Origin of the sequence: Ectopseudomonas toyotomiensis (assembly GCF_900115695.1) — a bacterium.
Lineage (GTDB): Bacteria > Pseudomonadota > Gammaproteobacteria > Pseudomonadales > Pseudomonadaceae > Aquipseudomonas > Aquipseudomonas toyotomiensis.
The window spans coordinates 194302-216024 of the sequence record NZ_FOXK01000010.1; the positions used below are offsets into that span (position 1 = coordinate 194302).

Here is a 21723-nt window from a genome sequence, read left to right on the forward strand (position 1 = left end):
CGAGCAGCGCAGCATCTCGCGCTTGGCGCGTACCTGGTTGGTCAGCATCACTTCGATGCTTCCAGGGTCAATCATGCGACGTACAGTGCCAGTGCGCTGGTCATCGCCATGCCGAACAGGTCCATGGCGTATCGATACCCTTGTCGGACAGGTGGCTTGGCAGGCGACATGGTCAGACGCTCCCGTGATGTTTGTCGCGTTCATCTGCGGCAATAAGTCCTTCGTCCGAGCTCGTCTCTTCCTTCGTGAAAATGAGAAGATACCGCAATTGAGTATGCTCGCAGATTGCCGAGGATGAAGATGTCGTTTACCCGCAGACAAGTGCTCGCCGGCCTGGCTGGTCTGGGTGTTGCCGGCCTGGGCGTAGGTGGTGTGCGTTACTGGCTCGGGCGCCCGGAGAACGTGGCGACCCATGACTACGAGCTGATCGCCGCGCCGCTGGACCTGGAACTGGTGCCGGGGCACAAGACGCCGGCCTGGGGCTATGGCGGCCACGCGCCGGGATTGGAGTTGCGCTGTCGGCAGGGCGAGCGTCTGCGGGTGCGCTTCATCAACAAGCTGGAGCAGCAGAGCACCATCCACTGGCATGGCATTCGTCTGCCGCTGGAGATGGACGGCGTGCCCTACGTCTCCCAGGCGCCGGTGCTGCCGGGTGAATACTTCGACTACGACTTCATCTGCCATGACGCCGGCAGCTTCTGGTATCACCCGCACACCACCAGCGCCGAGCAACTGGGGCGCGGCCTGGTCGGGCCGCTGATCATCGAGGAGCGTGAGCCGACGGGCTTCCGCCATGAGCGCACGCTGAGCCTGAAGACCTGGCATATCGACGAGCAGGGCGCCTTCACCGACTTTCTGGTGCCGCGTCAGGCAGCGCGCGAGGGAACTCGCGGGCGGCTGACGACCATCAATGGCGAGCCGAATCCAACGCTCGAACTGCCGGAAGGGCAGGTGGTGCGCCTGCGTCTGATCAATGTCGACAGCACCATCACCTATCGCCTCAACCTGCCGGGCGGGGAGGCGCGCATCTATGCCCTGGACGGCAATCCGGTGCAGCCGCGGCCGCTGGGTAAGGAATACTGGCTGGGGCCTGGCATGCGCATCGACCTGGCGCTGAAGGTGCCGGCAGCCGGCGAGGAATTGTCGCTACGCAATGGTCCGCTGCGCCTGGCCACCTTGAAAGGTGTCGCCAGTAGCGAAGTCGCAGGCGACTGGCCACCGCCTCTGCCGGCCAACCCCGTCGCCGAACCGGACCTGGCCCGCGCCGAGACGTTGCGCTTCAACTTCGAGTGGGCCGCCGCGCTGGCCTCGCCGGCCGACGAGGCCGCCGGTCGCTACAAATACTGGCAGATCAACGGCCAGGCCTGGGACATCAATGACAAGACCTGCGCCGATCGTCCGATCGCCACGTTGAAGAAAGACGGCCACTACGTTTTCGTGCTGCGCAATATGGCGCAGTATCAGCATCCGGTCCACCTGCACGGCATGACCTTCAAGGTGCTGAGTTCGGACCGGCGCAAGATCATTCCGTATTTCACCGACACCTATCTGCTGGGCAAGAACGAGACCGCGCGCATCGCCTTCGTTGCCGATAATCCTGGTGTGTGGATGTTCCATTGCCACGTGATCGACCATATGGAAACGGGGCTGATGGCGGCCATCGAAGTGGTGTAGGGTAGGCGCCGTTTTCAGGTCCGCGTAGCAGAGCGGCCACCCTTCGGATTGATGCAATGAAACGACCGCAGATCATCGATCGCTCGCGTGACGAGCATTTCATGCGCTTGGCGCTGGCGCAGGCGTGCCTGGGCGCGGAGCAGGGCGAGGTGCCGGTCGGCGCCGTGCTGGTGCAGGATGGCGAAGTGGTCGGGCAGGGCTTCAACTGCCCGATTCTGCGTCAGGACCCCAGCGCCCATGCTGAGATGGTGGCGATTCGCGCGGCGGCGCAAAGCGTGCAGAACTACCGACTGCCCGGTAGCACCCTGTATGTCACGCTGGAGCCCTGCAGCATGTGCGCCGGCTTGATCGTGCATGCGCGCATCGCCCGGGTGGTGTTCGCCGCCAGCGAGCCGCGCGCGGGAGTGGCGATCAGCCAGGGGCAATTCTTCGACCAGGGCTTTCTCAACCACCGCGTGCGGGTGGAAGGTGGTTTGCTGGCCGAGGAGAGCGGGGCGCTGCTGAAAGATTTCTTCAAGGCTCGGCGAGGCTGAGCGTTATTACAGGGAATGAGCATGAACAAACGGATGTTGAGTCTGCTGGCGCTCCTGGCTGCGCCTGCGTTTGCTGAGCAACCCGAGGTGTATCTGGTCGCCAGCGTGCAGTTGGGCGGCTCCAACCTGGCGCAGAGCATTTTTCTGCACGAGCCGCAGATCACCACGCTTGAGGAGTGTCAGGAGGCCGTGCGTATCGGTCAGCGTGATCGTGACTGGCAGCGTTATCACCACATCTTCATGCGTGATCGTTTTCAGGGCTTTACCGGGCATCTGGACTATCGCTGCGTGTTAACTACTCAGCGCTTCAGCGCCTGGAACGACCGCGCGCGTTACAACCATCCCTATCTGATCAGCATCGACGAGCAGGCCAATCTGCAGGTCGAGCGGATATCGAGTCAGGCGCAGTGCGCCACGCGCCTCAAAGGCATGCCACAGGCGCGGCAGGCGATCAGCCGCTGTGCGGTGGGGAATCAGAGTTTGCTCTGACAGCTCAGAGCGGCGGGGTTTCTTCTTCGGGCTTGCGCTTGTCGATGCCGGGCAGGTGGATACCGCTCTCGGCCACTTGCGTGCCTTCCAGCTGCGGCTGGGTTACCCAGGTAAGAATGTCGTAGTAACGACGGATGTTGCGCACGAAGTGCACCGGCTCGCCGCCGCGGGCATAGCCATAGCGGGTCTTGCTGTACCACTGCTTTTGCGCCAGGCGCGGCAGGATCTTCTGCACATCGGCCCACTTGTTCGGGTCCAGCCCTTCGGCTTCGGTCAGCTTGCGCGCGTCTTCCAGGTGGCCGCCACCGACGTTGTAGGCAGCCAGGGCGAACCAGGTGCGATCCGGCTCGACGATGCCTTCCGGCAGTTGCTGGTGAACCTGGATGAAGTAGCGGGCACCGCCGTCGATGCTCTGTTTGGGGTCGAGACGGTTGGAGACACCGACCGACTGGGCGGTGCGCTGGGTCAGCATCATCAGGCCGCGTACGCCAGTCTTGGACGTGGCGTTGGGTTGCCACAGCGACTCCTGATAGCCCATGGCGGCGAGCAGGCGCCAGTCGACCTGATTGGCGTGACCGGCCTGGCGGAACATCTTCTCGTAGCGCGGCAGGCGCTGCTGCAGGTGCTGGGCGAAGGTGTAAGCACCGACATAGCCGAGCACGTCGACATGGCCGTAGTAGCGTTCTTTCAGGCGCTGCAGGGTGCCGTTGGCCTCGGAGCGTTCGAGGAAGGCGTCGATCTCCACCAGCAGGCTGTCATCATCGCCAGCGGCTACCGCCCAGCGCATGGTGTTGGTGTCGCCCAGGTCGAAGGCCACCCGCACATTGGGAAAGTACACCTGGTTCATCGCCAGCTCGTTGGAGTCGACCAGGGTCAGGTCGATCTGTCCTTCATCGACCATGCGCAGCAGGTCGACCACCTCTACGGCGTCGGATACCTCGAACTCCAGCTCCGGCTGTTCCAGCTTGAGGGCGGCCAGCTGTTCGGCATGGCTGCTGCCAGCCAGCACCAGAATGCGTTTGCCGACCAGGTCTTCAGGTTTGGTTGGACGGCTCTCGCCCTGGCGATAGATGACCTGTGGCGTGACTTCCAGATAGGGAATCGAGAAGCGTGCCTGGCGCTGGCGCTGTGGCGTGTCCACGAGGCCGGCGGCAGCCATGACCGGGCCGTTGGCGAGGTCGAGGCTGGAAAACAGGTTGTCGAGGTTGTCCGCGGTTTCGATCTTCAGTTCCAGGCCGAGATCGGTGGCGAAGCGCTTGGCCAGTTCATATTCGAAACCGGTGGCGCCGTTGCGGTCCTGGAAGTAGGTGGCGGGGCTGTTACGAGTGACCACGCGCAGCTCACCCTCCGCCTTTGCCTGCTCGAGTACGCTGGGCTTGGGGTCTTCGCCACAGCCAGCAAGCATCAGGAGGGTTCCAATCGCCAACAGCCCTGTGGCGCAACGCATGCGTATCGCAGGTCGTGCAAACATCGGCGCAGTATACGCAAAGCGCAGGCGGTGCCATATCTCGACAGCGCTTCGCTTCTCTGCTAGTGCGCGTTCGTCCTTTAAGCGGCTGGCTACAGCTGCCGCAGGCCGCCACTTTAGGGTAGAATGCCCGGCCTCCAGCACACCCCTTCCCAGAGGCTGTTCCGACGATGTTGATTCTGCGCGGCGCTCCCGCCCTTTCCGCTTTCCGCCATGGCAAATTGCTCGAGCAACTGACCAGCAAGGTGCCGGCCGTGACCGGGCTGTACGCCGAGTTCGCGCATTTCGCCGACGTGACGGGCGTGCTCAACGCCGATGAAGAACAAGTGCTGGCGCGGCTGCTCAAGTACGGCCCGAGCGTGCCGGTTCAGGAGCCCAGCGGCAAACTGTTCCTGACCATTCCGCGTTTTGGCACCATCTCGCCCTGGTCGAGCAAAGCCAGCGACATCGCCCGTAATTGCGGCCTGGCCAAGGTCCAGCGTCTGGAGCGCGGTATCGCCTATTACGTCAGCGGCGAACTGAGCGAGGCCGACAGCGCTGCCGTCGCCGCCCTGTTGCATGACCGCATGACCCAGCTGGTGCTGGGTGCGCTGGAAGACGCCGCCGCGCTGTTCAGTCACGCCGAGCCCAAGCCGCTGACCGCCGTGGACGTACTCGGTGGTGGCCGCGCCGCGCTGGAGCAGGCCAACCAGGACCTGGGCCTGGCCCTGGCCGAGGACGAAATCGACTACCTGGTGAAGAGCTTCAATGATCTGGGGCGCAATCCCCACGACATCGAGCTGATGATGTTCGCCCAGGCCAACTCCGAGCATTGCCGCCACAAGATCTTCAATGCCAGCTGGGACATCGATGGCGAGAGCCAGGACAAGTCGCTGTTCGGCATGATCAAGAACACCTACCAGATGCACAACGAAGGCGTGCTGTCCGCCTACAAGGACAACGCCTCGGTCATCGTCGGCCACACCGCCGGGCGTTTCTTCCCCAATCCTGAGAGCCGCCAGTACGGCGCAGTGCAGGAACCGGTGCATATCCTGATGAAGGTGGAGACGCACAACCACCCGACCGCCATCGCCCCGTTCCCTGGCGCCTCCACCGGCTCCGGTGGTGAGATTCGCGACGAAGGCGCTACCGGCCGTGGCGCCAAGCCCAAGGCTGGTCTGACTGGTTTCTCGGTCTCCAACCTGAACATCCCCGATTTCCTCCAGCCCTGGGAAAAGCCCTACGGCAAGCCCGAGCGCATCGTCAGCGCGCTGGACATCATGATCGAAGGCCCGCTGGGCGGCGCCGCGTTCAACAACGAATTCGGTCGCCCCGCGCTCAACGGCTACTTCCGTACCTTCGAGCAGGCTGTCAGCAGCCCGCGTGGCGAAGAAGTGCGCGGCTACCACAAGCCAATCATGCTCGCCGGCGGCCTCGGCAATATCCGCGAAAACCACGTACAGAAGGGCGAGATCTCGGTCGGCGCCAAGCTGATCGTGCTCGGCGGCCCGGCCATGCTCATCGGTCTGGGTGGCGGCGCCGCTTCCTCTATGGCCACCGGTGCCAGCTCGGCCGACCTGGACTTCGCCTCGGTACAGCGCGAAAACCCGGAAATGGAACGCCGCTGCCAGGAGGTCATCGACCGCTGCTGGCAGCTGGGCGAGGCCAACCCGATCAAGTTCATCCACGACGTCGGTGCTGGCGGTATCTCCAACGCCTTGCCGGAGCTGATCAACGACGGCGGTCGCGGTGGCCGTTTCGAGCTGCGTAACGTGCCCAACGACGAGCCGGGCATGGCCCCGCACGAAATCTGGTGCAACGAGTCGCAGGAACGTTACGTCCTGTCGGTCGATGCGGCCGACTTCGAGCGTTTCAAGGCCATCTGCGAGCGTGAGCGCTGCCCGTTCGCTGTAGTCGGCGAGGCCACTGCCGAGCCGCACCTGACCGTGACCGACAGCCACTTCAGCAACACCCCGGTGGACATGCCGCTGGAAGTGCTGCTGGGCAAACCGCCGCGCATGCACCGCAGTGTCAGCCGCGAAGCCGAGCAGGGCGATGATTTCAGCGCCGCCAGCGTCGATATCGAAGAGGCGCTGGGTCGCGTGCTGCGTCACCCGGCCGTGGCCAGCAAGAGCTTCCTGATCACCATCGGCGACCGCACCATCACCGGTCTGGTTGCTCGCGACCAGATGGTCGGCCCGTGGCAGGTGCCGGTGGCCGACTGCGCCGTTACCGCCACCAGCTTCGACGTCTACACCGGTGAAGCCATGGCCATGGGCGAACGCACACCGCTGGCGCTGCTCGACGCGCCGGCTTCCGGCCGTATGGCGGTGGGTGAGACCGTTACCAACCTGGCCGCGGCACGCATCGAGAAAATCTCCGACATCAAACTGTCGGCCAACTGGATGGCGGCTGCCGGCCACCCGGGCGAAGACGCCCGCCTGTACGACACCGTCAAGGCTGTCGGCATGGAGCTGTGCCCGGCGCTGGGCATTACCATTCCGGTGGGCAAGGACTCCATGTCCATGAAAACCCGCTGGCAGGAAGAGGGCGTCGACAAGAGCGTGACCGCGCCGTTGTCGCTGGTGATCACCGGCTTCGCTCCGGTGCAGGACATCCGTCAGACCCTGACCCCGCAACTGCGCATGGACAAGGGCGAGACCGACCTGATTCTGATCGACCTCGGCCGTGGTCAGAACCGTATGGGCGCCTCGATCCTGGCGCAGGTCTATGCGCAGATTGGTCAGCAAGTACCGGACCTCGACGACGCCGAAGACCTCAAGGCCTTCTTCGCCGTGATCCAGGGCCTCAATGCCGACGGTCATCTGCTGGCCTACCACGACCGTTCCGACGGCGGTCTGCTGACCACCGTGCTGGAAATGGCCTTCGCCGGTCACTGCGGTCTGTCGCTGAACCTCGACGCGCTGGCTGACGACAGCTCCGAGTTGCCGGCCGTGCTGTTCAACGAAGAACTGGGTGCAGTGATTCAGGTGCGCCAGGACGCCACCCCGGAAGTGCTGGCGCAATTCAGCGCCGCCGGTCTGGATGACTGCGTGGCCGTGATTGGCCAGGCCGTGAACAACGGCGAGGTCAGCATCAGCTTCAATGGCGAACCGGTGTTCGCCGGTGAGCGTCGTCTGCTGCAGCGTCAGTGGGCTGAGACCAGCTACCGCATCCAGCGTCTGCGCGATAACGCGCAGGGTGCGGATCAGGAGTTCGACCTGCTGCTGGAAGAAGACAACCCCGGCCTGTCGATCAAGCTCGGCTTCGACGTCAACCAGGACATCGCTGCGCCTTACATCAAGAAGGGCGTGCGTCCGCAGGTGGCGATTCTGCGCGAGCAGGGCGTCAACGGCCAGGTGGAAATGGCTGCCGCGTTCGACCGTGCCGGTTTCTCCGCGATCGACGTGCATATGAGTGACATCCTCGCCGGTCGCGTCAGCCTGGAAGAGTTCAAAGGCCTGGTGGCCTGCGGCGGCTTCTCCTATGGCGACGTGCTCGGCGCCGGTGAGGGCTGGGCCAAGTCGGTGCTGTTCAACGCTCGCGCCCGCGATGCCTTCCAGGGTTTCTTCGAGCGTCGCGACAGCTTCGCCCTCGGCGTGTGCAACGGCTGCCAGATGATGAGCAACCTGCACGAGCTGATCCCTGGCACCGAGTTCTGGCCGCACTTCGTGCGCAACCGTTCCGAGCAGTTCGAAGCGCGCGTGGCCATGGTGCAGATCCAGGAGTCGGCATCGATCTTCCTGCAGGGTATGGCCGGTTCGCGCATGCCGATCGCCATCGCTCACGGCGAGGGTCATGCCGAATTCGAAAGCGAGGAAGCTCTGCTGGAGGCGGATCTGTCCGGCACCGTGGCGCTGCGTTACGTCGATAACCATGGCAAGGTCACCGAAGCTTACCCGGCCAACCCCAACGGTTCGCCGCGTGGTATCACCGGCCTGACCAGCCGCGACGGCCGTGTGACCATCATGATGCCGCACCCGGAGCGCGTGTTCCGCGCTGTGCAGAACTCCTGGCGCCCGGACGAGTGGCAGGAAGACGGCGGCTGGATGCGCATGTTCCGCAACGCCCGAGTGTGGGTGGATTAAAAGCGGCCGCGTAGCGGTCTTCTGCTGACCCTCTCCCGCTCGGGAGAGGGTGCCCGAAGGGCGGGAGAGGGCAAAAGCCGCGCTCCGATTCAGCTTGAGCTTGCAGATATAACACCGGAGATATCGGTAGGGCGGGAGAGGGCGTTATGGCCAATATCGAACCCTCTCCCCAGCCCTCTCCACTAGGCGTGCCCCCAATAAATGGGAGAGGGAGCTGATCGTGGAGTCCGTAGCCCAGAAACAATCCGGGGCAGTTTCCCTCACACCACTAACCCGGATTCCATCCGGGCTACACAGGCCCAACCATGGCCGATGATCCTCTCCCCATCCTCCCCGAAGTTCGCTTGGTCAAACCCGGTGAAACCCATCGCCTATGCCGCTGCGGGCACTCCGCAGAAATGCCCAACTGCACACCCGACTGTCAGCAGTCTCTAGAGCTGCGCCCGGAGCGCGAGCAGCGTCTGCTGCTATGCCGCTGTAGCCGATCCGCAAACCTGCCCTACTGCGATGGCAGCCACAGCCCGCCAGCCACCGGTCTGGCCGACAAATGGCGGCGCTTTTTCAGCGGGCGCTGAGAACGCCACGCCCGTCGCCTGAGTCGAAAGCAGCGAATCGTTTTAATGCTGCGTATGGAATTGTGCGGGCGATCTCAAGACAACTCCATGGCTAAATGACATCATATTGGTGTCATGGCTTGTCTGTTGTTCGGTTGCCCATCTGCGGAGAACTTGATGTACAAACTGTGTTTCTACGTGCCGGAAGCCCATCTGGAGCCGGTGAAAAAGGCGGTGTTCGCAGCCGGCGGCGGGCGCATCGGGCTTTACGACAACTGCTGCTGGCAGGTGTTGGGCCAAGGTCAGTTCCGTGCTCTGGACGGTAGCCAGCCGTTTATCGGTCAGGTCGGCAGCGTCGAGCAGGTTGCCGAGTGGAAGGTGGAAATGGTCGTCGCCGACGAGTTGATCCACGATGCTGTCAAGGCACTGAAGAAGAGCCATCCTTACGAAACGCCGGCTTTCGATGTCTGGCGTTTGTCCGACCTGCAGTTCTGAGTCGATATGAAAAAGGCGCCGATGGCGCCTTTTTCAATGCAGTGGCTCAGGGCCTGATTTCGATCAGCGTCCCATCCTTGACCAGGCTCCATACCTCGCGCATGTCGTCGTTCTTCATGGCGATGCAGCCTTCTGTCCAATCCAGGGTGTGGAAGAACCACTCCGGGTATTCCTCATCCAGCGGCGTGCCGTGGATCATGATCATGCTGCCCGGGGGCACTCCCGCTTCCTTGGCCTTGGCCAGGTCGCGTGCGTTGGGGTATGAGATATGCAGCGACAGCTGGTATTTGTCGCTCGGTTTGCGCCAGTCGATCCAGTAGAAGCCTTCCGGTGTGCGCAGATCGCCTTCGCGCTGCTTGGCGCCGTTGGGCTGTTTGCCCAGGGAAATGCGGTACGACTTGATGGTCTCACCGCGTTGCTGCAGATGCAGTTTGCGCTCCGACTTGAGCACCAGCACCTTGTCCACGGTTCGGCTGCTGGTCGCTGGCGTGGCGCTGGCCAGTGCGTTGAAGCTGAGAGTCAGGCAAAGCAGGGGCAACAACCAACGCATCGGGAACGTCCGCAAGGGTCAACGGGGTGTGTAGTGGGTACGCAGTGCTTCGAGTGGCTCATTGCGTACCGGAAAGAGATTCTGCCGACGGTCGGCGAAGAAGCATTCTAAGGTACGGCCTATGGTCGGGAAAGCCAGCTCTGACCAGGGGATTTCGCTTTCTGCAAACAGTCGCACCTCCAGGCTCTCTTCGCCCACGGCGAAATCCAGGTCGACCAGCTCGGCGCGAAACATCATGTACACCTGACTGATATGCGGCAGGTCGAACAGGGTGTAGAGACTGAGATCGCGCACGCGGGCGCAGGCCTCTTCCATAGTTTCGCGGGCGGCGGCCTGCTCGATGGTCTCGCCGTTTTCCATGAAGCCTGCAGGTAATGTCCAATAGCCACGGCGTGGCTCGATGGCGCGTCGGCACAGCAGCACCTGGTCACGCCATACGGGCAGGCAGCCGGCGACGATGCGCGGGTTTTCGTAATGCACGGTGGCGCAGTGAGCGCAGACATGGCGCATGCGGTTGTCGCCGGCCGGGATCATGCGGGTGACGGAGTTGCCGCACTGACTGCAGAATTTCATGCCCGTTCCTCTTTTTCTGGCGTTATCTTGGCGGTCTGCGTCTTGGCCGGCAAGCCTGCCATTGAGGCCGGCCTGTCCTGTCGTCGGGGTTGGGCGGCCGGCTGCTTTCATGCCATGATGCCTGGCAAAACAAGACTTCGAGTATGCCCATGCTGGACGAGTTGCTCCATCGTGTGCGCGGTTACAGCCCGCGCCCTCTGGAGACCGAGCGCAGCTTCCCCGAGGCGGCGGTGCTGGTCCCGATAACCCGCAGTGATGAACCTGAGCTGGTGTTGACCCTGCGCGCCAGCGGTTTGTCGACCCACGGCGGCGAGGTTGCCTTTCCCGGTGGCCGGCGCGACCCGGAAGATCGCGATCTGGTGGATACCGCGCTGCGTGAGGCCGAGGAGGAGATCGGTCTGCCGCCGGGACTGGTCGAGGTGGTCGGGCCGCTCAGCAGTCTGGTGTCGCGACACGGCATTCAGGTCACGCCCTACGTCGGGCTGGTGCCTGATTACGTCGAATACAAGGCCAATGATGCGGAGATCGCCTCGGTATTCTCAGTGCCGCTGGAGTTCTTCCGCAGCGACCCGCGCGAAGTCACCCACCGTATCGACTACCTCGGGCAGAGCTGGTACGTGCCGTCCTACACCTATGGCGAGTACCGCATCTGGGGCCTGACCGCGATCATGGTGGTGGAGCTGGTCAACCTGATCTTCGACGATGCCCAGATCGCCCTGCACCAGCCACCCGAACACTTCATACACCTGCGCTGATAGCGCCGAGGACTGACGAGCATGAAATACCGCCTGGGAAGCTCCCGTGTCGACGCCCATCCCGAGAGCTGGGTCGCGCCAAGCGCCGACCTGATCGGCAAGGTTCGCCTGGAGGCCGGTGCCAGCGTCTGGTTCGGCGCCGTGCTGCGCGGTGACAATGAGCTGATCCATATCGGCGAGAACAGCAATGTGCAGGACGGCAGCGTCATGCATACCGACATGGGTTTTCCGCTGACCCTGGGCAAGGGCGTCACCGTCGGCCACAACGTGATGATGCACGGCTGCAGCGTCGACGATTACAGCCTGATCGGCATCAACGCGGTGATCCTCAATGGCGCCAAGATCGGCAAGTACTGCATCATCGGCGCCAACAGCCTGATTCCCGAAGGCAAGGTGATTCCTGATGGCAGCCTGGTCATGGGCAGTCCCGGCAAGGTGGTGCGCGAACTGACCGAGGCGCAGAAGAAGATGCTGGAGGCCAGTGCCGCTCATTACGTTCATAATGCGCAGCGCTATTCCCGTGACCTGGTACCTGATGACGATGAGTGATGTAGAAAAGCCGGTGCGTTCGCCCTGCGTGCATGTCTGCGCGCTGGACGAGCAGGATGTCTGCATCGGCTGCCAGCGCACCGTCGCCGAAATCACCCGCTGGGGCCGCATGGACAATGCCGAGCGCCGTGAGGTGCTGCAACTTTGCCTGGAGCGCGCCCGCGCTTCGGGTCTGCTAATGACTTCTTCCTGATTCACTGTTCGAGGAACACTCATGCCCCGTATTGGAACCCCTCTGTCGTCCTCCGCGACCCGTGTGCTGCTGTGTGGCTGCGGCGAGCTCGGCAAGGAAGTGGTGATCGAGCTGCAGCGCTTGGGCTGCGAAGTCATCGGTGTCGACCGTTACGCCAATGCGCCGGCCATGCAGGTGGCACATCGTAGCCACGTCATCGACATGCTCGATGGTGCCGCGTTGCGTGCAGTGATCGAGAAAGAGCAGCCGCACTACATCGTCCCGGAAATTGAAGCCATCGCCACTGCCACCCTGGTGGAGCTGGAGGCCGAAGGCTTCAACGTGGTGCCGACCGCGCGTGCCGCGCAGCTGACTATGAACCGCGAAGGCATTCGTCGTCTGGCGGCCGAGGAGCTGGGCCTGCCCACCTCGCCATACCATTTCTCCGACACCTTCGAGGACTACGCCGCGGCGGTGAAGTCCGTCGGCTACCCCTGCGTGGTCAAGCCGATCATGAGCTCCTCCGGCAAGGGCCAGAGCGTGCTCAAGAGCGACGCCGACCTGCAGCGCGCCTGGGACTACGCCCAGGAAGGCGGGCGTGCCGGCAAGGGGCGGGTGATCGTCGAGGGCTTCATCGACTTCGACTACGAAATCACCCTGCTCACCGTACGTCATGTCGGTGGCACCAGCTTCTGTGCGCCGATCGGCCACCGCCAGGAGAACGGCGACTATCAGGAGTCTTGGCAGCCTCAGCCGATGAGCCCGAAGGCCCTGGCCGAGTCCGAGCGCGTGGCGCTGGCGGTGACCGAGGCGCTCGGTGGTCGTGGTCTGTTCGGCGTCGAGCTGTTCGTCAAGGGCGACCAGGTATGGTTCAGCGAAGTTTCGCCGCGCCCGCACGACACCGGCCTGGTGACGCTGATCTCCCAGGAGCTGTCCGAGTTCGCCCTGCATGCCCGCGCCATTCTCGGCCTACCGATTCCTGTGATCCGCCAGATGGGCCCGTCGGCGTCGGCGGTGATTCTGGTGGAGGGCAATTCGCAGCAGGCCAGCTTCGCCAACCTCGGCGCCGCGCTGAGCGAGCAAGACACGGCGCTGCGCCTGTTCGGCAAACCCGAAGTCAAAGGCCAGCGCCGCATGGGCGTGGCGCTGGCGCGTGACGAGTCCATCGAGGCTGCTCGCGCCAAGGCGTTGCGCAGCGCGCAAGCGGTTCGCGTCCAGTTGTGAATCGGCATGCGCTGTGGTGGCTGGCGACTGTGCCACTGCTGCCACTGGCGCTGCCTCTGGCCCTGCACACCCGGCGCACGGCATTGCGTCTGCCGGTTGCGCAGGGCGAGCCAAGCGGCACCGCTGCCGCGCATTTACCGGGTGAGCCGTTACGCCTGCTGCTGATCGGTGAGTCGACCGTGGTGGGCGTTGGTGTCACGCACTTCGATCAGTCCCTGGCGAATTGTCTGGCAGTCGCCCTGGCCGAGTGCCTGGGGCGGCCGGTACGTTGGCGCGCCTGTGGCGAGAATGGCATCACCGCCTCCGAGGCGCATGAACGCCTGTTGCCGCTGGCATTGGCGGAACCGGCTGACCTGGCGCTGCTGGTATTCGGCGTCAATGACACCACGCACCTCACCCCAAGCAAGCGCTGGTTGCAGGCGCTCGCCGCGATGGCAGATGCATTAGGCGAGCGGGGCTGTCGCGTGGTGTTCAGTGGCGTGCCGCCGTTGCAGCATTTCAGCGCCTTGCCGTGGTTGTTGCGGCAGTTGATGGGCTGGCGGGCCAGCTTGCTGGATCGTGAACTACAGAGCCTGGCACAACGCCTGGGCGCGTTGCACTGCCAGCTGGATCTGCCGTTCGAGGCGCACTACCTGGCCGAAGATGGCTATCACCCGTCGGCATTGGGCTATCGACAATGGGCTGCAGGCCTGGCCGAACGCCTCACTCCGGAGCTGCTTCGTCCGCTTTGACCTTTGCCACCTGCCAGACGCGCACGCTCTTCACCCGGTTTTCCGCTGCCTGGAGAATCTCCAGGCGATAGGGGCCGATCTTCAAACAGACGCTGCTGTCCGGGATGCTCTCCAGGGCTTCGGTGATCAGGCCGTTGAGGGTCTTGGGACCGTCGCTGGGCAGATGCCAGCCGAGGGTCTTGTTCACTTCGCGAATGTAGGCGGCGCCGTCGATGACCAGGGTGCCATCTTCCTGTGGGTGGATATCGGGGCTGCGCAGGCTGTCCTGGTTGCTGAAGTCGCCGACGATCTCTTCGAGAATATCTTCCAGGGTGACGATGCCGATCACGTCGCCATATTCATCGACGACTATGCCGATGCGCCGCTTCTGCTTCTGGAAGTTGATCAGCTGGGTCGCCAGGGGCGTGTTTTCCGGGATGAAATAAGGCTCGTTGCAGGCTGCCAGCAACGACTCCTTGGTCAGCTGGTTGTGGCTCAGCAGGCGGGCGATCTGGCGCATGTGCACCACGCCTTCGATCTGATTGATGTCGCCACGAAACACCGGCAGGCGCGTGTGCGAGGTGCTACGCAACTGACCGATGATGATTTCCAAGTCATCGTCGAGATCGATGCCGGTCACTTCGTTACGCGGGATCATGATGTCGTCGACCGTGACCCGTTCGAGGTCGAGGATGCTCAGCAGCATGCTCTGGCGGTTCGTCGGCAGTTCCGAGCCGGACTCACGCACCACGCTGCGCAGCTCCTCGGTGGAAAGACTGTCGCTGGCGCGCTGCGACGGATCGACACCGAGCAGGCGCAGCAGACCGTTGCTGATCACGCTGGTCAGCCACACCACCGGGTAGAGTACGCGCAGCAGCAGGCTGAGCACGCGACTGGCGGGGAAGGCCACCAGTTCCGGGCGCAGCGCAGCCAGGGTCTTGGGCGTGATTTCACCGAAGATCAGCACGATGATGGTCAGGCCTGCCGTGGCAATGGCGATACCGGCCTCCCCCCACATGTCCACCGCCAGCACCGTGGCGATGGAAGCGGCGAGAATGTTGACCACGTTGTTGCCGACCAGGATGGTGCCGAGCAGGCGATCCGGGCGATCCAGCAGGCGAGTGACGCGCTTGGCGCCACTGTGCCCTTCCTTGGCCAGGTGCTTGAGCCGGTAGCGGTTGAGGCTGAGCATGCCGGTCTCGGAGCTGGAAAAGAACGCCGAACAGAGAATGAGGAAAATCAGCAGGCCGAGCAGATAGCTCGAATGTAGGTCGTCCACGAGGTCTGCCTCAGATGTGCAGGATGAATTCGCGTACCAGCTTGCTGCCGAAATAGGCCAGCATCAGCAGGCAGAACCCGGCAAGGGTCCAGCGAATGGCCTTGTGGCCGCGCCAGCCGAGCTGGTGGCGCCCCCACAGCAGCACAGCGAAAACCACCCAGGCGAAGCAGGAAAGAATGGTCTTGTGTGCCAGGTGCTGAGCGAACAGGTCGTCGATGTACAGCGCGCCGGACAGCAGCGACAACGACAAGAGCAGCCAGCCGGCGAAGAGGAAGCCGAACAGCAGGCTCTCCATGGTCTGCAGCGGTGGAAAGTTGCGGATCAGCCCGGAAGGGTGCTTGTGCTTGAGCTGATGGTCCTGCAGCAGCAACAGGATCGACTGGAACACGGCGATGGTGAGCATGCCGTAGGCCAGGATCGAGAACAGGATGTGGGCGAGGATGCCCGGGTGCTCGTTGATCGGATTGATGGTGCCGCTGGGCATGAACTGCGCTGCCAGTACGGTCAGCGTGCCGAGCGGGAACAGGAGTAGCAGCAGGTTTTCCACCGGTATGCGCAGGCAGGCCAGCAGAATCAGGCCAATGACCGCGCAGGCGATCAGGCTGGCCGCATTGAAAAAGTCCAGGTTGAGGCCGTGTACGTCATACAGCTGGAAGAACAGGCTGACGACATGCAGGCACAAGGCGAGCGCACCAAGCGACGCCAGCAGGCGTTTGTCGGGGATGCTGCGCTGCGTAAGGCGCAGTCCTTGGTAAGCGGCGGCGCCAGCGTAGAGGAGTGCGGCGGCGAGGCTGGGCAACAGAGGGTGCATAAATCCGTGTAAGGCGAGCCCGAAAGGCGCTGAGTGTGGCACAGAAGGGCGTCAGCACGAAAGACTGCCGGCGGTGTCGGCAGCTCGGCGACTTCGCTATAATCCGCCGCCTGTCGCACACCCGGCGCGCCGGGTCGCACCTATCAAAGGAACGCGCATGTTCGAAAATCTTACCGATCGCCTGTCCCAGACGCTGCGTAATGTCACGGGCAAGGCCAAGCTGACCGAAGACAACATCAAGGATACGCTGCGCGAAGTGCGCATGGCCCTGCTCGAGGCCGACGTGGCTCTGCCGGTGGTCAAGGACTTCGTCGGCAAGGTCAAGGATCGCGCCGTCGGCACCGAAGTCTCCAAGAGCCTGACGCCGGGCCAGGCTTTCGTGAAGATCGTCCGCGCCGAGCTCGAAGAGCTGATGGGCGCGGCCAACGAAGACCTGTCGCTCAATGCAGCTCCGCCTGCCGTGGTACTGATGGCCGGCCTGCAGGGTGCGGGCAAGACCACCACCGCCGGCAAGCTGGCCAAGTTCCTCAAGGAGCGCAAGAAGAAGTCGGTACTGCTGGTGTCGGCTGACGTCTATCGCCCGGCGGCGATCAAGCAGCTGGAAACCCTGGCGGGCGATCTCGGGGTGACGTTCTTCCCCTCCGATGCCAGCCAGAAGCCGGTGGATATCGCCAACGCAGCGATTCGCGAAGCCAAGCTGAAGTTCATCGATGTGGTCATCCTCGATACCGCCGGTCGCCTGGCCGTGGATGCCGAGATGATGGCCGAGATCCAGGCGCTGCACGCAGCCGTCAAACCGGTCGAAACGCTGTTCGTGGTCGACGCCATGACCGGCCAGGATGCCGCCAACACGGCCAAGGCGTTCGGCGAGGCGTTGCCGCTGACCGGTGTAGTGCTGACCAAGGTCGACGGTGATGCGCGTGGTGGCGCTGCCTTGTCCGTGCGCCACATCACCGGCAAGCCGATCAAGTTCATCGGTATGGGTGAGAAGAGCGACGCGCTCGAGCCCTTCCATCCGGACCGTATCGCTTCGCGCATTCTCGGCATGGGTGATGTGCTCAGCCTGATCGAGCAGGCCGAGCAGACCCTTGATCGCGAGAAGGCCGAGAAGCTCACCAAGAAGCTGAAGAAGGGCAAGGGCTTCGATCTCGAAGACTTCCGTGATCAGCTGCAGCAGATGAAGAACATGGGCGGCCTCGGCGGCCTGATGGACAAGCTGCCGTCCATCGGTGGCGTCAACCTGTCGCAGATGGGCAGCGCCCAGGGCGCAGCCGAGAAGCAGTTCAAGCAGATGGAGGCGATCATCAACTCGATGACGCCGGCTGAGCGCCGCGATCCGGACATCATCAGTGGCTCGCGCAAGCGCCGTATCGCTCTGGGCTCCGGTACCCAGGTGCAGGACATCGGTCGCTTGATCAAGCAGCACAAGCAGATGCAGAAGATGATGAAGAAATTCACCGCCAAGGGCGGTATGGCCAAGATGATGCGCGGCATGGGTGGCATGCTTCCAGGTGCCGGCGGAATGCCGAAATTCTGAGGCCTGTACCCCGGCCGATGGCCGTCCGGAAAAAGAGATTTGCAAACCGCCGCATAATCCTTAAAATATGCGGCCTTTCGGGCCTAGGCCCATTTTTAATGTGTGCCTCAAGTTAGCACCGACTATAGGAACGATGTTCACATGGTAACCATCCGTCTTGCTCGTGGCGGCTCCAAAAAGCGCCCCTTCTACCACCTGACCGTGACCAACAGCCGCAATGCGCGCGATGGTCGTTTCGTTGAGCGTATCGGTTTCTTCAACCCGATCGCTGCTGGTGGCGAAGTGCGTCTGTCCGTCGACCAAGAGCGTGCGACCTACTGGCTGGGCCAGGGTGCTCAGCCGTCTGAGCGTGTTGCTCAGCTGCTCAAGGAAGCTGCCAAGGCTGCTGCCTAAGCATCTTTATGAGTACGACGCCGGCCGTCGCCGAGGATCTGATCGTTCTCGGCAAGATTGTTTCGGTGCACGGCGTCAAGGGTGAAGTGAAGGTGTACTCCTTTACCGATCCCATCGATAACGTGCTCGATTACCGCAACTGGACGCTCAAGCGTGACGGTGAGGTAAAGAAAGTGGAACTGGCCAGCGGCCGCCTTCAGGGCAAGGTGCTGGTAGCCAAGTTGAAAGGTCTGGATGATCGAGAAATCGCGCGTACTTACGCCGGTTTTGAGATTTGCGTGCCGCGTAGCGAGCTGCCGGAGCTGGAAGATGGCGAGTTCTATTGGTACCAGTTACAGGGCTTGAAGGTCATTGATCAGGCAGAGCAACTGCTCGGTGTGGTCGACCACTTGTTCGAAACCGGTGCCAACGATGTGATGGTGGTCAAGCCCTGCGCGGGCAGTCTGGATGATCGCGAGCGTCTGTTGCCCTACACCGGGCAGTGCGTGCTTTCGATCGACCTGGCAGCTGGCGAGATGCGGGTCGACTGGGATGCGGATTTCTAAGGCTCATGCGCGTAGAAGTCATCACCCTGTTTCCGGAAATGTTTGCCGCCATCGGCGAGTACGGCATTACCAGTCGTGCGGTCAAGCAGGAGCTGCTCAAGCTCAATTGCTGGAACCCGCGAGACTACACGACCGATCGTCACCACACGGTGGATGACCGCCCCTTCGGCGGTGGTCCGGGGATGGTGATGAAGATCAAGCCTCTCGAGGATGCCTTGGCCAGTGCCAAGCAAGCCGCGGGAGAGACGGCGAAGGTGATTTACCTCTCGCCGCAGGGGCGCAGCCTGAATCAGGCGGCGGTCCGCGAGCTGGCACAGGAGGATGCATTGATCCTGATTGCTGGTCGTTATGAAGGCATCGACGAGCGTTTCATCGAAACGCATGTCGATGAGGAATGGTCGATTGGTGACTACGTCCTGTCCGGCGGTGAGCTGCCGGCCATGGTGCTGATCGATGCGGTGACGCGCCTTTTGCCTGGTGCATTGGGTCATGCCGATTCGGCCGAGGAGGACTCCTTTACGGATGGCCTGCTCGACTGCCCGCACTACACCCGCCCGGAGGTGTATGCGGATAAACGTGTTCCCGAAGTGTTGCTTAGTGGCAACCACGAACACATCCGGCGCTGGCGTTTGCAGCAGTCCCTTGGTCGGACCTGGGAACGCCGCGCTGATCTTCTGGATAGCCGCTCGCTTTCTGGAGAAGAGAAGAAGCTGCTGGAGGAATACATCCGCCAGCGGGACGATAGTTAACGTATCGATGATGGGCCGGGAGGCTTGTCTTAGGAGCGCAGCATGACCAACAAGATTATCCAGATGCTCGAAGCCGAGCAGATGAACAAAGAAATCCCTACTTTCGCACCGGGCGACACCGTAGTCGTGCAAGTGAAAGTGAAGGAAGGCGACCGTCAGCGTCTGCAGGCCTTCGAAGGCGTTGTTATCGCCAAGCGTAACCGCGGCCTGAACAGCGCCTTCACCGTGCGCAAGATCTCCAGCGGTGTCGGTGTTGAGCGTACCTTCCAGACCTACAGCCCGCTGGTCGACAGCCTGAGCGTCAAGCGTCGCGGTGACGTGCGCAAAGCCAAGCTGTACTACCTGCGCGACCTGTCCGGCAAAGCCGCGCGCATCAAGGAAAAGCTGTCCTAAGTTCGGACGCTTCTCTGACAAAAGCAGCCTAAGGGCTGCTTTTGTCGTTTCTGGCCTCCAGTAAATCATCAGTGGCAATGGCATGACCCCAAGAGAGCAAGAGATTCAGCGGCGCATCGCGCTGTCGGAAACCCGCGTGACCAAGGCGGTGTTTCCGCCGACCACCAATCATCACAACACCCTCTTCGGCGGCACCGCGCTGGCCTGGATGGACGAAGTGTCGTTCATCGCTGCTACGCGTTTCTGTCGTTTGCCGCTGGTGACGGTGTCCAGTGATCGCATCGATTTCAAGCATGCGATACCGGCCGGCTCCATCGTCGAATTGGTCGGGCGGGTGATCAAGGTGGGCAACACCAGCCTCAAGGTGGAGGTCGAGGTGTTCGTCGAGGGGCTGTATCAGGAAGGGCGCGAGCGGGCGATCAGCGGCAGTTTCAGCTTCGTCGCCGTCGATGATCAGCAGAAGCCGGTGCCGGTCTTGCCGGGCTTCGTTAGCTAGTCAGGCTAGCTTGCTGGTGCGTCGGGTGTAGGCTGTGGAACACTTGCCTGCCGTGTAATTGAAGGTCAATCGATGCCTGTGCTGACTCACCCTCTAATCGAGCGCTTCCTTGAGGCGTTGTGGTTGGAAAAGGGCCTCTCGGCCCACACTCAGGCTGCCTATCGCAGTGATCTGGAGCACTTCAATGCCTGGCTCGATGTGCGCGGTCTGGCACTGCAGCATGTCGGTCGCGAGGCCATTCTCGATCATCTGGCCTGGCGTCTGGAGCAGGGCTATCAGGCGCGTTCCACTGCACGTTTTCTCTCTGGTCTGCGAGGCTTCTACCGCTTTTTGCTGCGCGAAACGCTGATCAGTGAAGATCCGACGCTGCAGATCGAGTTGCCGCAGATCGGCCGGCCGCTGCCCAAGTCATTGTCCGAAGCGGATGTCGAGGCGCTGCTGCAGGCGCCTGACCTGGATGACCCTATCGGTCTGCGCGATCGCGCCATGCTCGAGGTGCTCTACGCCTGCGGTTTGCGTGTCAGTGAGCTGGTTGGACTGACGCTGGAGCAGGTCAATCTGCGTCAGGGCGTACTGCGGGTATTCGGTAAGGGCAGCAAGGAGCGCCTGGTGCCGCTGGGTGAAGAGGCCATCGCCTGGATCGAGCGCTATATGCGCGAAGCGCGCCCGCTGTTGCTGGGCGGCAAACCCAGTGATGTGCTGTTTCCCAGCCTGCGTGGCGAGCAGATGACTCGGCAGACCTTCTGGCATCGCATCAAGCATCAGGCCCAGGTCGCAGGCATCAGCAAGGCGTTGTCGCCACACACATTGCGCCACGCCTTCGCCACGCATCTGCTCAATCACGGCGCCGATCTGCGAGTGGTGCAGATGCTGCTGGGGCATAGTGACCTGTCCACCACGCAGATCTACACCCACATTGCACGTGCACGCCTGCAGGAGCTGCACGCGCAGCACCACCCGCGCGGTTGACGTGTGAAAAAACAAACCCCCGCCGCCGTTGCCGGCGCGGGGTTTGGTCTTTTCAATTGCTTCGACTCGGGCACCGAGTTGTTCTTGACGTTCAGCTCTGGTTAGCGCAGGCACTGGAAAGCTGTTTGTAATCGAGAACTTCCACGTCACCCGCGCTGTTGCGGTAGGTCATCGTTGCCGTGACCACTTCGCACTGCGAGCTGTTGGGCACGTCGATGGAAATCACCTTGGCGACATCCAGGTTCTGGCCGTAGCGGTAGGGCGTGGCCTCGGCGCTGTGGGCGAGGGTGGTGAGCGACGCGCTGAGTGCGAGGGCGGTCAGGGCGGTGGCGAACAGAGTGCGGGTTTTCATGGTGGTTCTCCTCTTGGAGCCGCGCTCGGGCTCTGGCCGCGAGCGCTGGCTGCTATCTGTCAGACGATGGTCAAGGTGACGTCGATGTTGCCGCGGGTGGCGTTGGAGTACGGGCAAACGATGTGCGCGCGATCCACCAGGGTTTGTGCGGCTTCCGGGGTCAGGCCGGGCAGGCTGATGCGCAGTTCCACCTCGATGCCGAAGCCGGTGGGGATGGCGCCGATGCCGACGGTGCCTTCGATGAAGGTGTCAGCCGGGATGCTCAGCTTGTCGCGGGCGGCGACGAATTTCAGGGCGCCGAGGAAGCAGGCGGAATAACCGGCGGCGAACAGCTGCTCCGGGTTGGTGCCGTTACCGCCGGCGCCACCCAGTTCTTTCGGGGTGGA

General features: G+C 62.7%; 25 protein-coding genes. 18 read left to right on the forward strand and 7 right to left on the reverse strand.

The annotated features are described in order from the left end of the window. The first annotated feature begins 300 nt into the window (after positions 1-300). From BM186_RS20540 to BM186_RS20550, 3 genes are read left to right on the forward strand one after another with little or no spacing between them, the layout of a single operon-like run. On the forward strand, positions 301-1674 hold the full coding sequence (locus tag BM186_RS20540; protein WP_074918030.1) for a multicopper oxidase family protein: 1374 nt from the start codon (positions 301-303) through the stop codon (positions 1672-1674). A 56-nt stretch (positions 1675-1730) separates the two neighbouring features. Next, complete coding sequence (tadA, locus tag BM186_RS20545; RefSeq protein ID WP_074917990.1) at positions 1731-2207, forward strand: tRNA adenosine(34) deaminase TadA; 477 nt, start codon at positions 1731-1733, stop codon at positions 2205-2207. Between the two features lie 33 nt (positions 2208-2240). Beyond that, entirely contained in the window at positions 2241-2696 is a 456-nt protein-coding gene (locus BM186_RS20550; RefSeq protein WP_074917992.1) for a hypothetical protein, read from the forward strand. A gap of 4 nt (positions 2697-2700) precedes the next feature. Here the strand turns inward: BM186_RS20550 and mltF are convergent, their stop codons facing one another. After that, positions 2701-4167, reverse strand: a complete 1467-nt coding sequence (mltF, locus tag BM186_RS20555) for a membrane-bound lytic murein transglycosylase MltF (RefSeq protein WP_074917995.1) — start codon at positions 4165-4167, stop codon at positions 2701-2703. Positions 4168-4334: 167 nt separating this feature from the next. Between mltF and purL the strand changes: the two genes are divergently transcribed. The 3 genes from purL (at position 4335) to BM186_RS20570 (ending at position 9280) form a co-directional block, all read left to right on the forward strand. After that, entirely contained in the window at positions 4335-8231 is a 3897-nt protein-coding gene (purL, locus tag BM186_RS20560) for a phosphoribosylformylglycinamidine synthase (protein ID WP_074917997.1), read from the forward strand. A 398-nt stretch (positions 8232-8629) separates the two neighbouring features. Then, positions 8630-8806: a CDGSH iron-sulfur domain-containing protein gene (locus BM186_RS20565; protein ID WP_083431633.1), complete on the forward strand. Its 177-nt coding sequence runs from the start codon at positions 8630-8632 to the stop codon at positions 8804-8806. Between the two features lie 156 nt (positions 8807-8962). Then, a complete protein-coding gene (locus BM186_RS20570) occupies positions 8963-9280 on the forward strand; it encodes a YqfO family protein (protein ID WP_017675144.1) in 318 nt (105 codons plus the stop codon). A 46-nt stretch (positions 9281-9326) separates the two neighbouring features. Here the strand turns inward: BM186_RS20570 and BM186_RS20575 are convergent, their stop codons facing one another. Then, positions 9327-9830: a L,D-transpeptidase family protein gene (locus tag BM186_RS20575; RefSeq protein ID WP_017675143.1), complete on the reverse strand. Its 504-nt coding sequence runs from the start codon at positions 9828-9830 to the stop codon at positions 9327-9329. An 18-nt stretch (positions 9831-9848) separates the two neighbouring features. Further along, entirely contained in the window at positions 9849-10403 is a 555-nt protein-coding gene (locus BM186_RS20580) for an NUDIX hydrolase (protein ID WP_074918001.1), read from the reverse strand. Between the two features lie 149 nt (positions 10404-10552). On the opposite strand from BM186_RS20580, the gene BM186_RS20585 reads away from it, so the two are divergent. Genes BM186_RS20585 through BM186_RS20605 form a run of 5 tightly spaced genes read left to right on the forward strand, consistent with a single transcriptional unit; the run spans position 10553 to position 13834 of the window. Then, complete coding sequence (locus BM186_RS20585) at positions 10553-11158, forward strand: CoA pyrophosphatase (RefSeq protein WP_021488833.1); 606 nt, start codon at positions 10553-10555, stop codon at positions 11156-11158. A 21-nt stretch (positions 11159-11179) separates the two neighbouring features. Continuing rightward, positions 11180-11707, forward strand: coding sequence for a gamma carbonic anhydrase family protein (locus tag BM186_RS20590; protein ID WP_074918002.1), 528 nt, complete (start codon positions 11180-11182; stop codon positions 11705-11707). Then, on the forward strand, positions 11700-11900 hold the full coding sequence (locus BM186_RS20595) for a DUF1289 domain-containing protein (RefSeq protein WP_072426035.1): 201 nt from the start codon (positions 11700-11702) through the stop codon (positions 11898-11900). Before BM186_RS20590 ends, BM186_RS20595 begins: the two co-directional genes overlap by 8 nt. 21 nt (positions 11901-11921) lie before the next feature. Beyond that, the gene (gene purT, locus BM186_RS20600) at positions 11922-13103 is read left to right on the forward strand and encodes a formate-dependent phosphoribosylglycinamide formyltransferase (protein ID WP_021488832.1); all 1182 of its coding nucleotides are present in this window, start codon (positions 11922-11924) and stop codon (positions 13101-13103) included. Beyond that, positions 13100-13834: an SGNH/GDSL hydrolase family protein gene (locus BM186_RS20605; protein WP_072426034.1), complete on the forward strand. Its 735-nt coding sequence runs from the start codon at positions 13100-13102 to the stop codon at positions 13832-13834. Before purT ends, BM186_RS20605 begins: the two co-directional genes overlap by 4 nt. Here BM186_RS20605 and BM186_RS20610 read toward each other — a convergent pair. Then, positions 13806-15092 carry an HlyC/CorC family transporter gene (locus BM186_RS20610; protein ID WP_074918004.1) on the reverse strand — a complete coding sequence of 429 codons (1287 nt, stop codon included), beginning with the start codon at positions 15090-15092 and terminating at the stop codon, positions 13806-13808. The genes BM186_RS20605 and BM186_RS20610 overlap by 29 nt on opposite strands. Before the next feature lie 10 nt (positions 15093-15102). Further along, positions 15103-15903 carry a cytochrome C assembly family protein gene (locus tag BM186_RS20615; protein WP_021488830.1) on the reverse strand — a complete coding sequence of 267 codons (801 nt, stop codon included), beginning with the start codon at positions 15901-15903 and terminating at the stop codon, positions 15103-15105. A 157-nt stretch (positions 15904-16060) separates the two neighbouring features. On the opposite strand from BM186_RS20615, the gene ffh reads away from it, so the two are divergent. From ffh to xerD, 7 genes are all read left to right on the forward strand, one after another. Beyond that, positions 16061-17440 carry a signal recognition particle protein gene (gene ffh / locus BM186_RS20620; protein WP_074918007.1) on the forward strand — a complete coding sequence of 460 codons (1380 nt, stop codon included), beginning with the start codon at positions 16061-16063 and terminating at the stop codon, positions 17438-17440. Between the two features lie 141 nt (positions 17441-17581). Further along, positions 17582-17833, forward strand: a complete 252-nt coding sequence (rpsP, locus tag BM186_RS20625) for a 30S ribosomal protein S16 (RefSeq protein ID WP_003246162.1) — start codon at positions 17582-17584, stop codon at positions 17831-17833. Positions 17834-17841: 8 nt separating this feature from the next. Next, positions 17842-18378, forward strand: a complete 537-nt coding sequence (gene rimM / locus BM186_RS20630; RefSeq protein WP_003462707.1) for a ribosome maturation factor RimM — start codon at positions 17842-17844, stop codon at positions 18376-18378. A gap of 5 nt (positions 18379-18383) precedes the next feature. Further along, entirely contained in the window at positions 18384-19127 is a 744-nt protein-coding gene (gene trmD / locus BM186_RS20635; RefSeq protein ID WP_021488829.1) for a tRNA (guanosine(37)-N1)-methyltransferase TrmD, read from the forward strand. A 42-nt stretch (positions 19128-19169) separates the two neighbouring features. Further along, positions 19170-19520, forward strand: coding sequence for a 50S ribosomal protein L19 (rplS, locus tag BM186_RS20640; RefSeq protein ID WP_003246155.1), 351 nt, complete (start codon positions 19170-19172; stop codon positions 19518-19520). Positions 19521-19602: 82 nt separating this feature from the next. Then, on the forward strand, positions 19603-20016 hold the full coding sequence (locus tag BM186_RS20645; RefSeq protein WP_003462700.1) for an acyl-CoA thioesterase: 414 nt from the start codon (positions 19603-19605) through the stop codon (positions 20014-20016). A gap of 72 nt (positions 20017-20088) precedes the next feature. Further along, a complete protein-coding gene (gene xerD, locus BM186_RS20650; RefSeq protein ID WP_074918009.1) occupies positions 20089-20985 on the forward strand; it encodes a site-specific tyrosine recombinase XerD in 897 nt (298 codons plus the stop codon). Positions 20986-21076: 91 nt separating this feature from the next. Here xerD and BM186_RS20655 read toward each other — a convergent pair whose 3' ends face one another. Together BM186_RS20655 and BM186_RS20660 are read right to left on the reverse strand one after the other, a co-directional pair. Then, complete coding sequence (locus BM186_RS20655) at positions 21077-21337, reverse strand: DUF2790 domain-containing protein (protein WP_074918011.1); 261 nt, start codon at positions 21335-21337, stop codon at positions 21077-21079. A gap of 59 nt (positions 21338-21396) precedes the next feature. After that, positions 21397-21723, reverse strand: a 327-nt coding sequence (locus tag BM186_RS20660; protein WP_074918013.1) for an organic hydroperoxide resistance protein, incomplete at its 5' end; no start/stop codon positions are given.

What these genes read in the sequence shown, in the direction of transcription:
- BM186_RS20540 (WP_074918030.1), top strand. Translation starts at nt 301, where the DNA reads ATGTCGTTTACCCGCAGACAAGTGCTCGCCGGCCTGGCTGGTCTGGGT.
- tadA (WP_074917990.1), top strand. Translation starts at nt 1,731, where the DNA reads ATGAAACGACCGCAGATCATCGATCGCTCGCGTGACGAGCATTTCATG.
- BM186_RS20550 (WP_074917992.1), top strand. Translation starts at nt 2,241, where the DNA reads ATGTTGAGTCTGCTGGCGCTCCTGGCTGCGCCTGCGTTTGCTGAGCAA.
- mltF (WP_074917995.1), bottom strand. Translation starts at nt 4,167, where the DNA reads ATGTTTGCACGACCTGCGATACGCATGCGTTGCGCCACAGGGCTGTTG.
- purL (WP_074917997.1), top strand. Translation starts at nt 4,335, where the DNA reads ATGTTGATTCTGCGCGGCGCTCCCGCCCTTTCCGCTTTCCGCCATGGC.
- BM186_RS20565 (WP_083431633.1), top strand. Translation starts at nt 8,630, where the DNA reads ATGCCCAACTGCACACCCGACTGTCAGCAGTCTCTAGAGCTGCGCCCG.
- BM186_RS20570 (WP_017675144.1), top strand. Translation starts at nt 8,963, where the DNA reads ATGTACAAACTGTGTTTCTACGTGCCGGAAGCCCATCTGGAGCCGGTG.
- BM186_RS20575 (WP_017675143.1), bottom strand. Translation starts at nt 9,830, where the DNA reads ATGCGTTGGTTGTTGCCCCTGCTTTGCCTGACTCTCAGCTTCAACGCA.
- BM186_RS20580 (WP_074918001.1), bottom strand. Translation starts at nt 10,403, where the DNA reads ATGAAATTCTGCAGTCAGTGCGGCAACTCCGTCACCCGCATGATCCCG.
- BM186_RS20585 (WP_021488833.1), top strand. Translation starts at nt 10,553, where the DNA reads ATGCTGGACGAGTTGCTCCATCGTGTGCGCGGTTACAGCCCGCGCCCT.
- BM186_RS20590 (WP_074918002.1), top strand. Translation starts at nt 11,180, where the DNA reads ATGAAATACCGCCTGGGAAGCTCCCGTGTCGACGCCCATCCCGAGAGC.
- BM186_RS20595 (WP_072426035.1), top strand. Translation starts at nt 11,700, where the DNA reads ATGAGTGATGTAGAAAAGCCGGTGCGTTCGCCCTGCGTGCATGTCTGC.
- purT (WP_021488832.1), top strand. Translation starts at nt 11,922, where the DNA reads ATGCCCCGTATTGGAACCCCTCTGTCGTCCTCCGCGACCCGTGTGCTG.
- BM186_RS20615 (WP_021488830.1), bottom strand. Translation starts at nt 15,903, where the DNA reads ATGCACCCTCTGTTGCCCAGCCTCGCCGCCGCACTCCTCTACGCTGGC.
- ffh (WP_074918007.1), top strand. Translation starts at nt 16,061, where the DNA reads ATGTTCGAAAATCTTACCGATCGCCTGTCCCAGACGCTGCGTAATGTC.
- rpsP (WP_003246162.1), top strand. Translation starts at nt 17,582, where the DNA reads ATGGTAACCATCCGTCTTGCTCGTGGCGGCTCCAAAAAGCGCCCCTTC.
- rimM (WP_003462707.1), top strand. Translation starts at nt 17,842, where the DNA reads ATGAGTACGACGCCGGCCGTCGCCGAGGATCTGATCGTTCTCGGCAAG.
- trmD (WP_021488829.1), top strand. Translation starts at nt 18,384, where the DNA reads ATGCGCGTAGAAGTCATCACCCTGTTTCCGGAAATGTTTGCCGCCATC.
- rplS (WP_003246155.1), top strand. Translation starts at nt 19,170, where the DNA reads ATGACCAACAAGATTATCCAGATGCTCGAAGCCGAGCAGATGAACAAA.
- BM186_RS20645 (WP_003462700.1), top strand. Translation starts at nt 19,603, where the DNA reads ATGACCCCAAGAGAGCAAGAGATTCAGCGGCGCATCGCGCTGTCGGAA.
- xerD (WP_074918009.1), top strand. Translation starts at nt 20,089, where the DNA reads ATGCCTGTGCTGACTCACCCTCTAATCGAGCGCTTCCTTGAGGCGTTG.
- BM186_RS20655 (WP_074918011.1), bottom strand. Translation starts at nt 21,337, where the DNA reads ATGAAAACCCGCACTCTGTTCGCCACCGCCCTGACCGCCCTCGCACTC.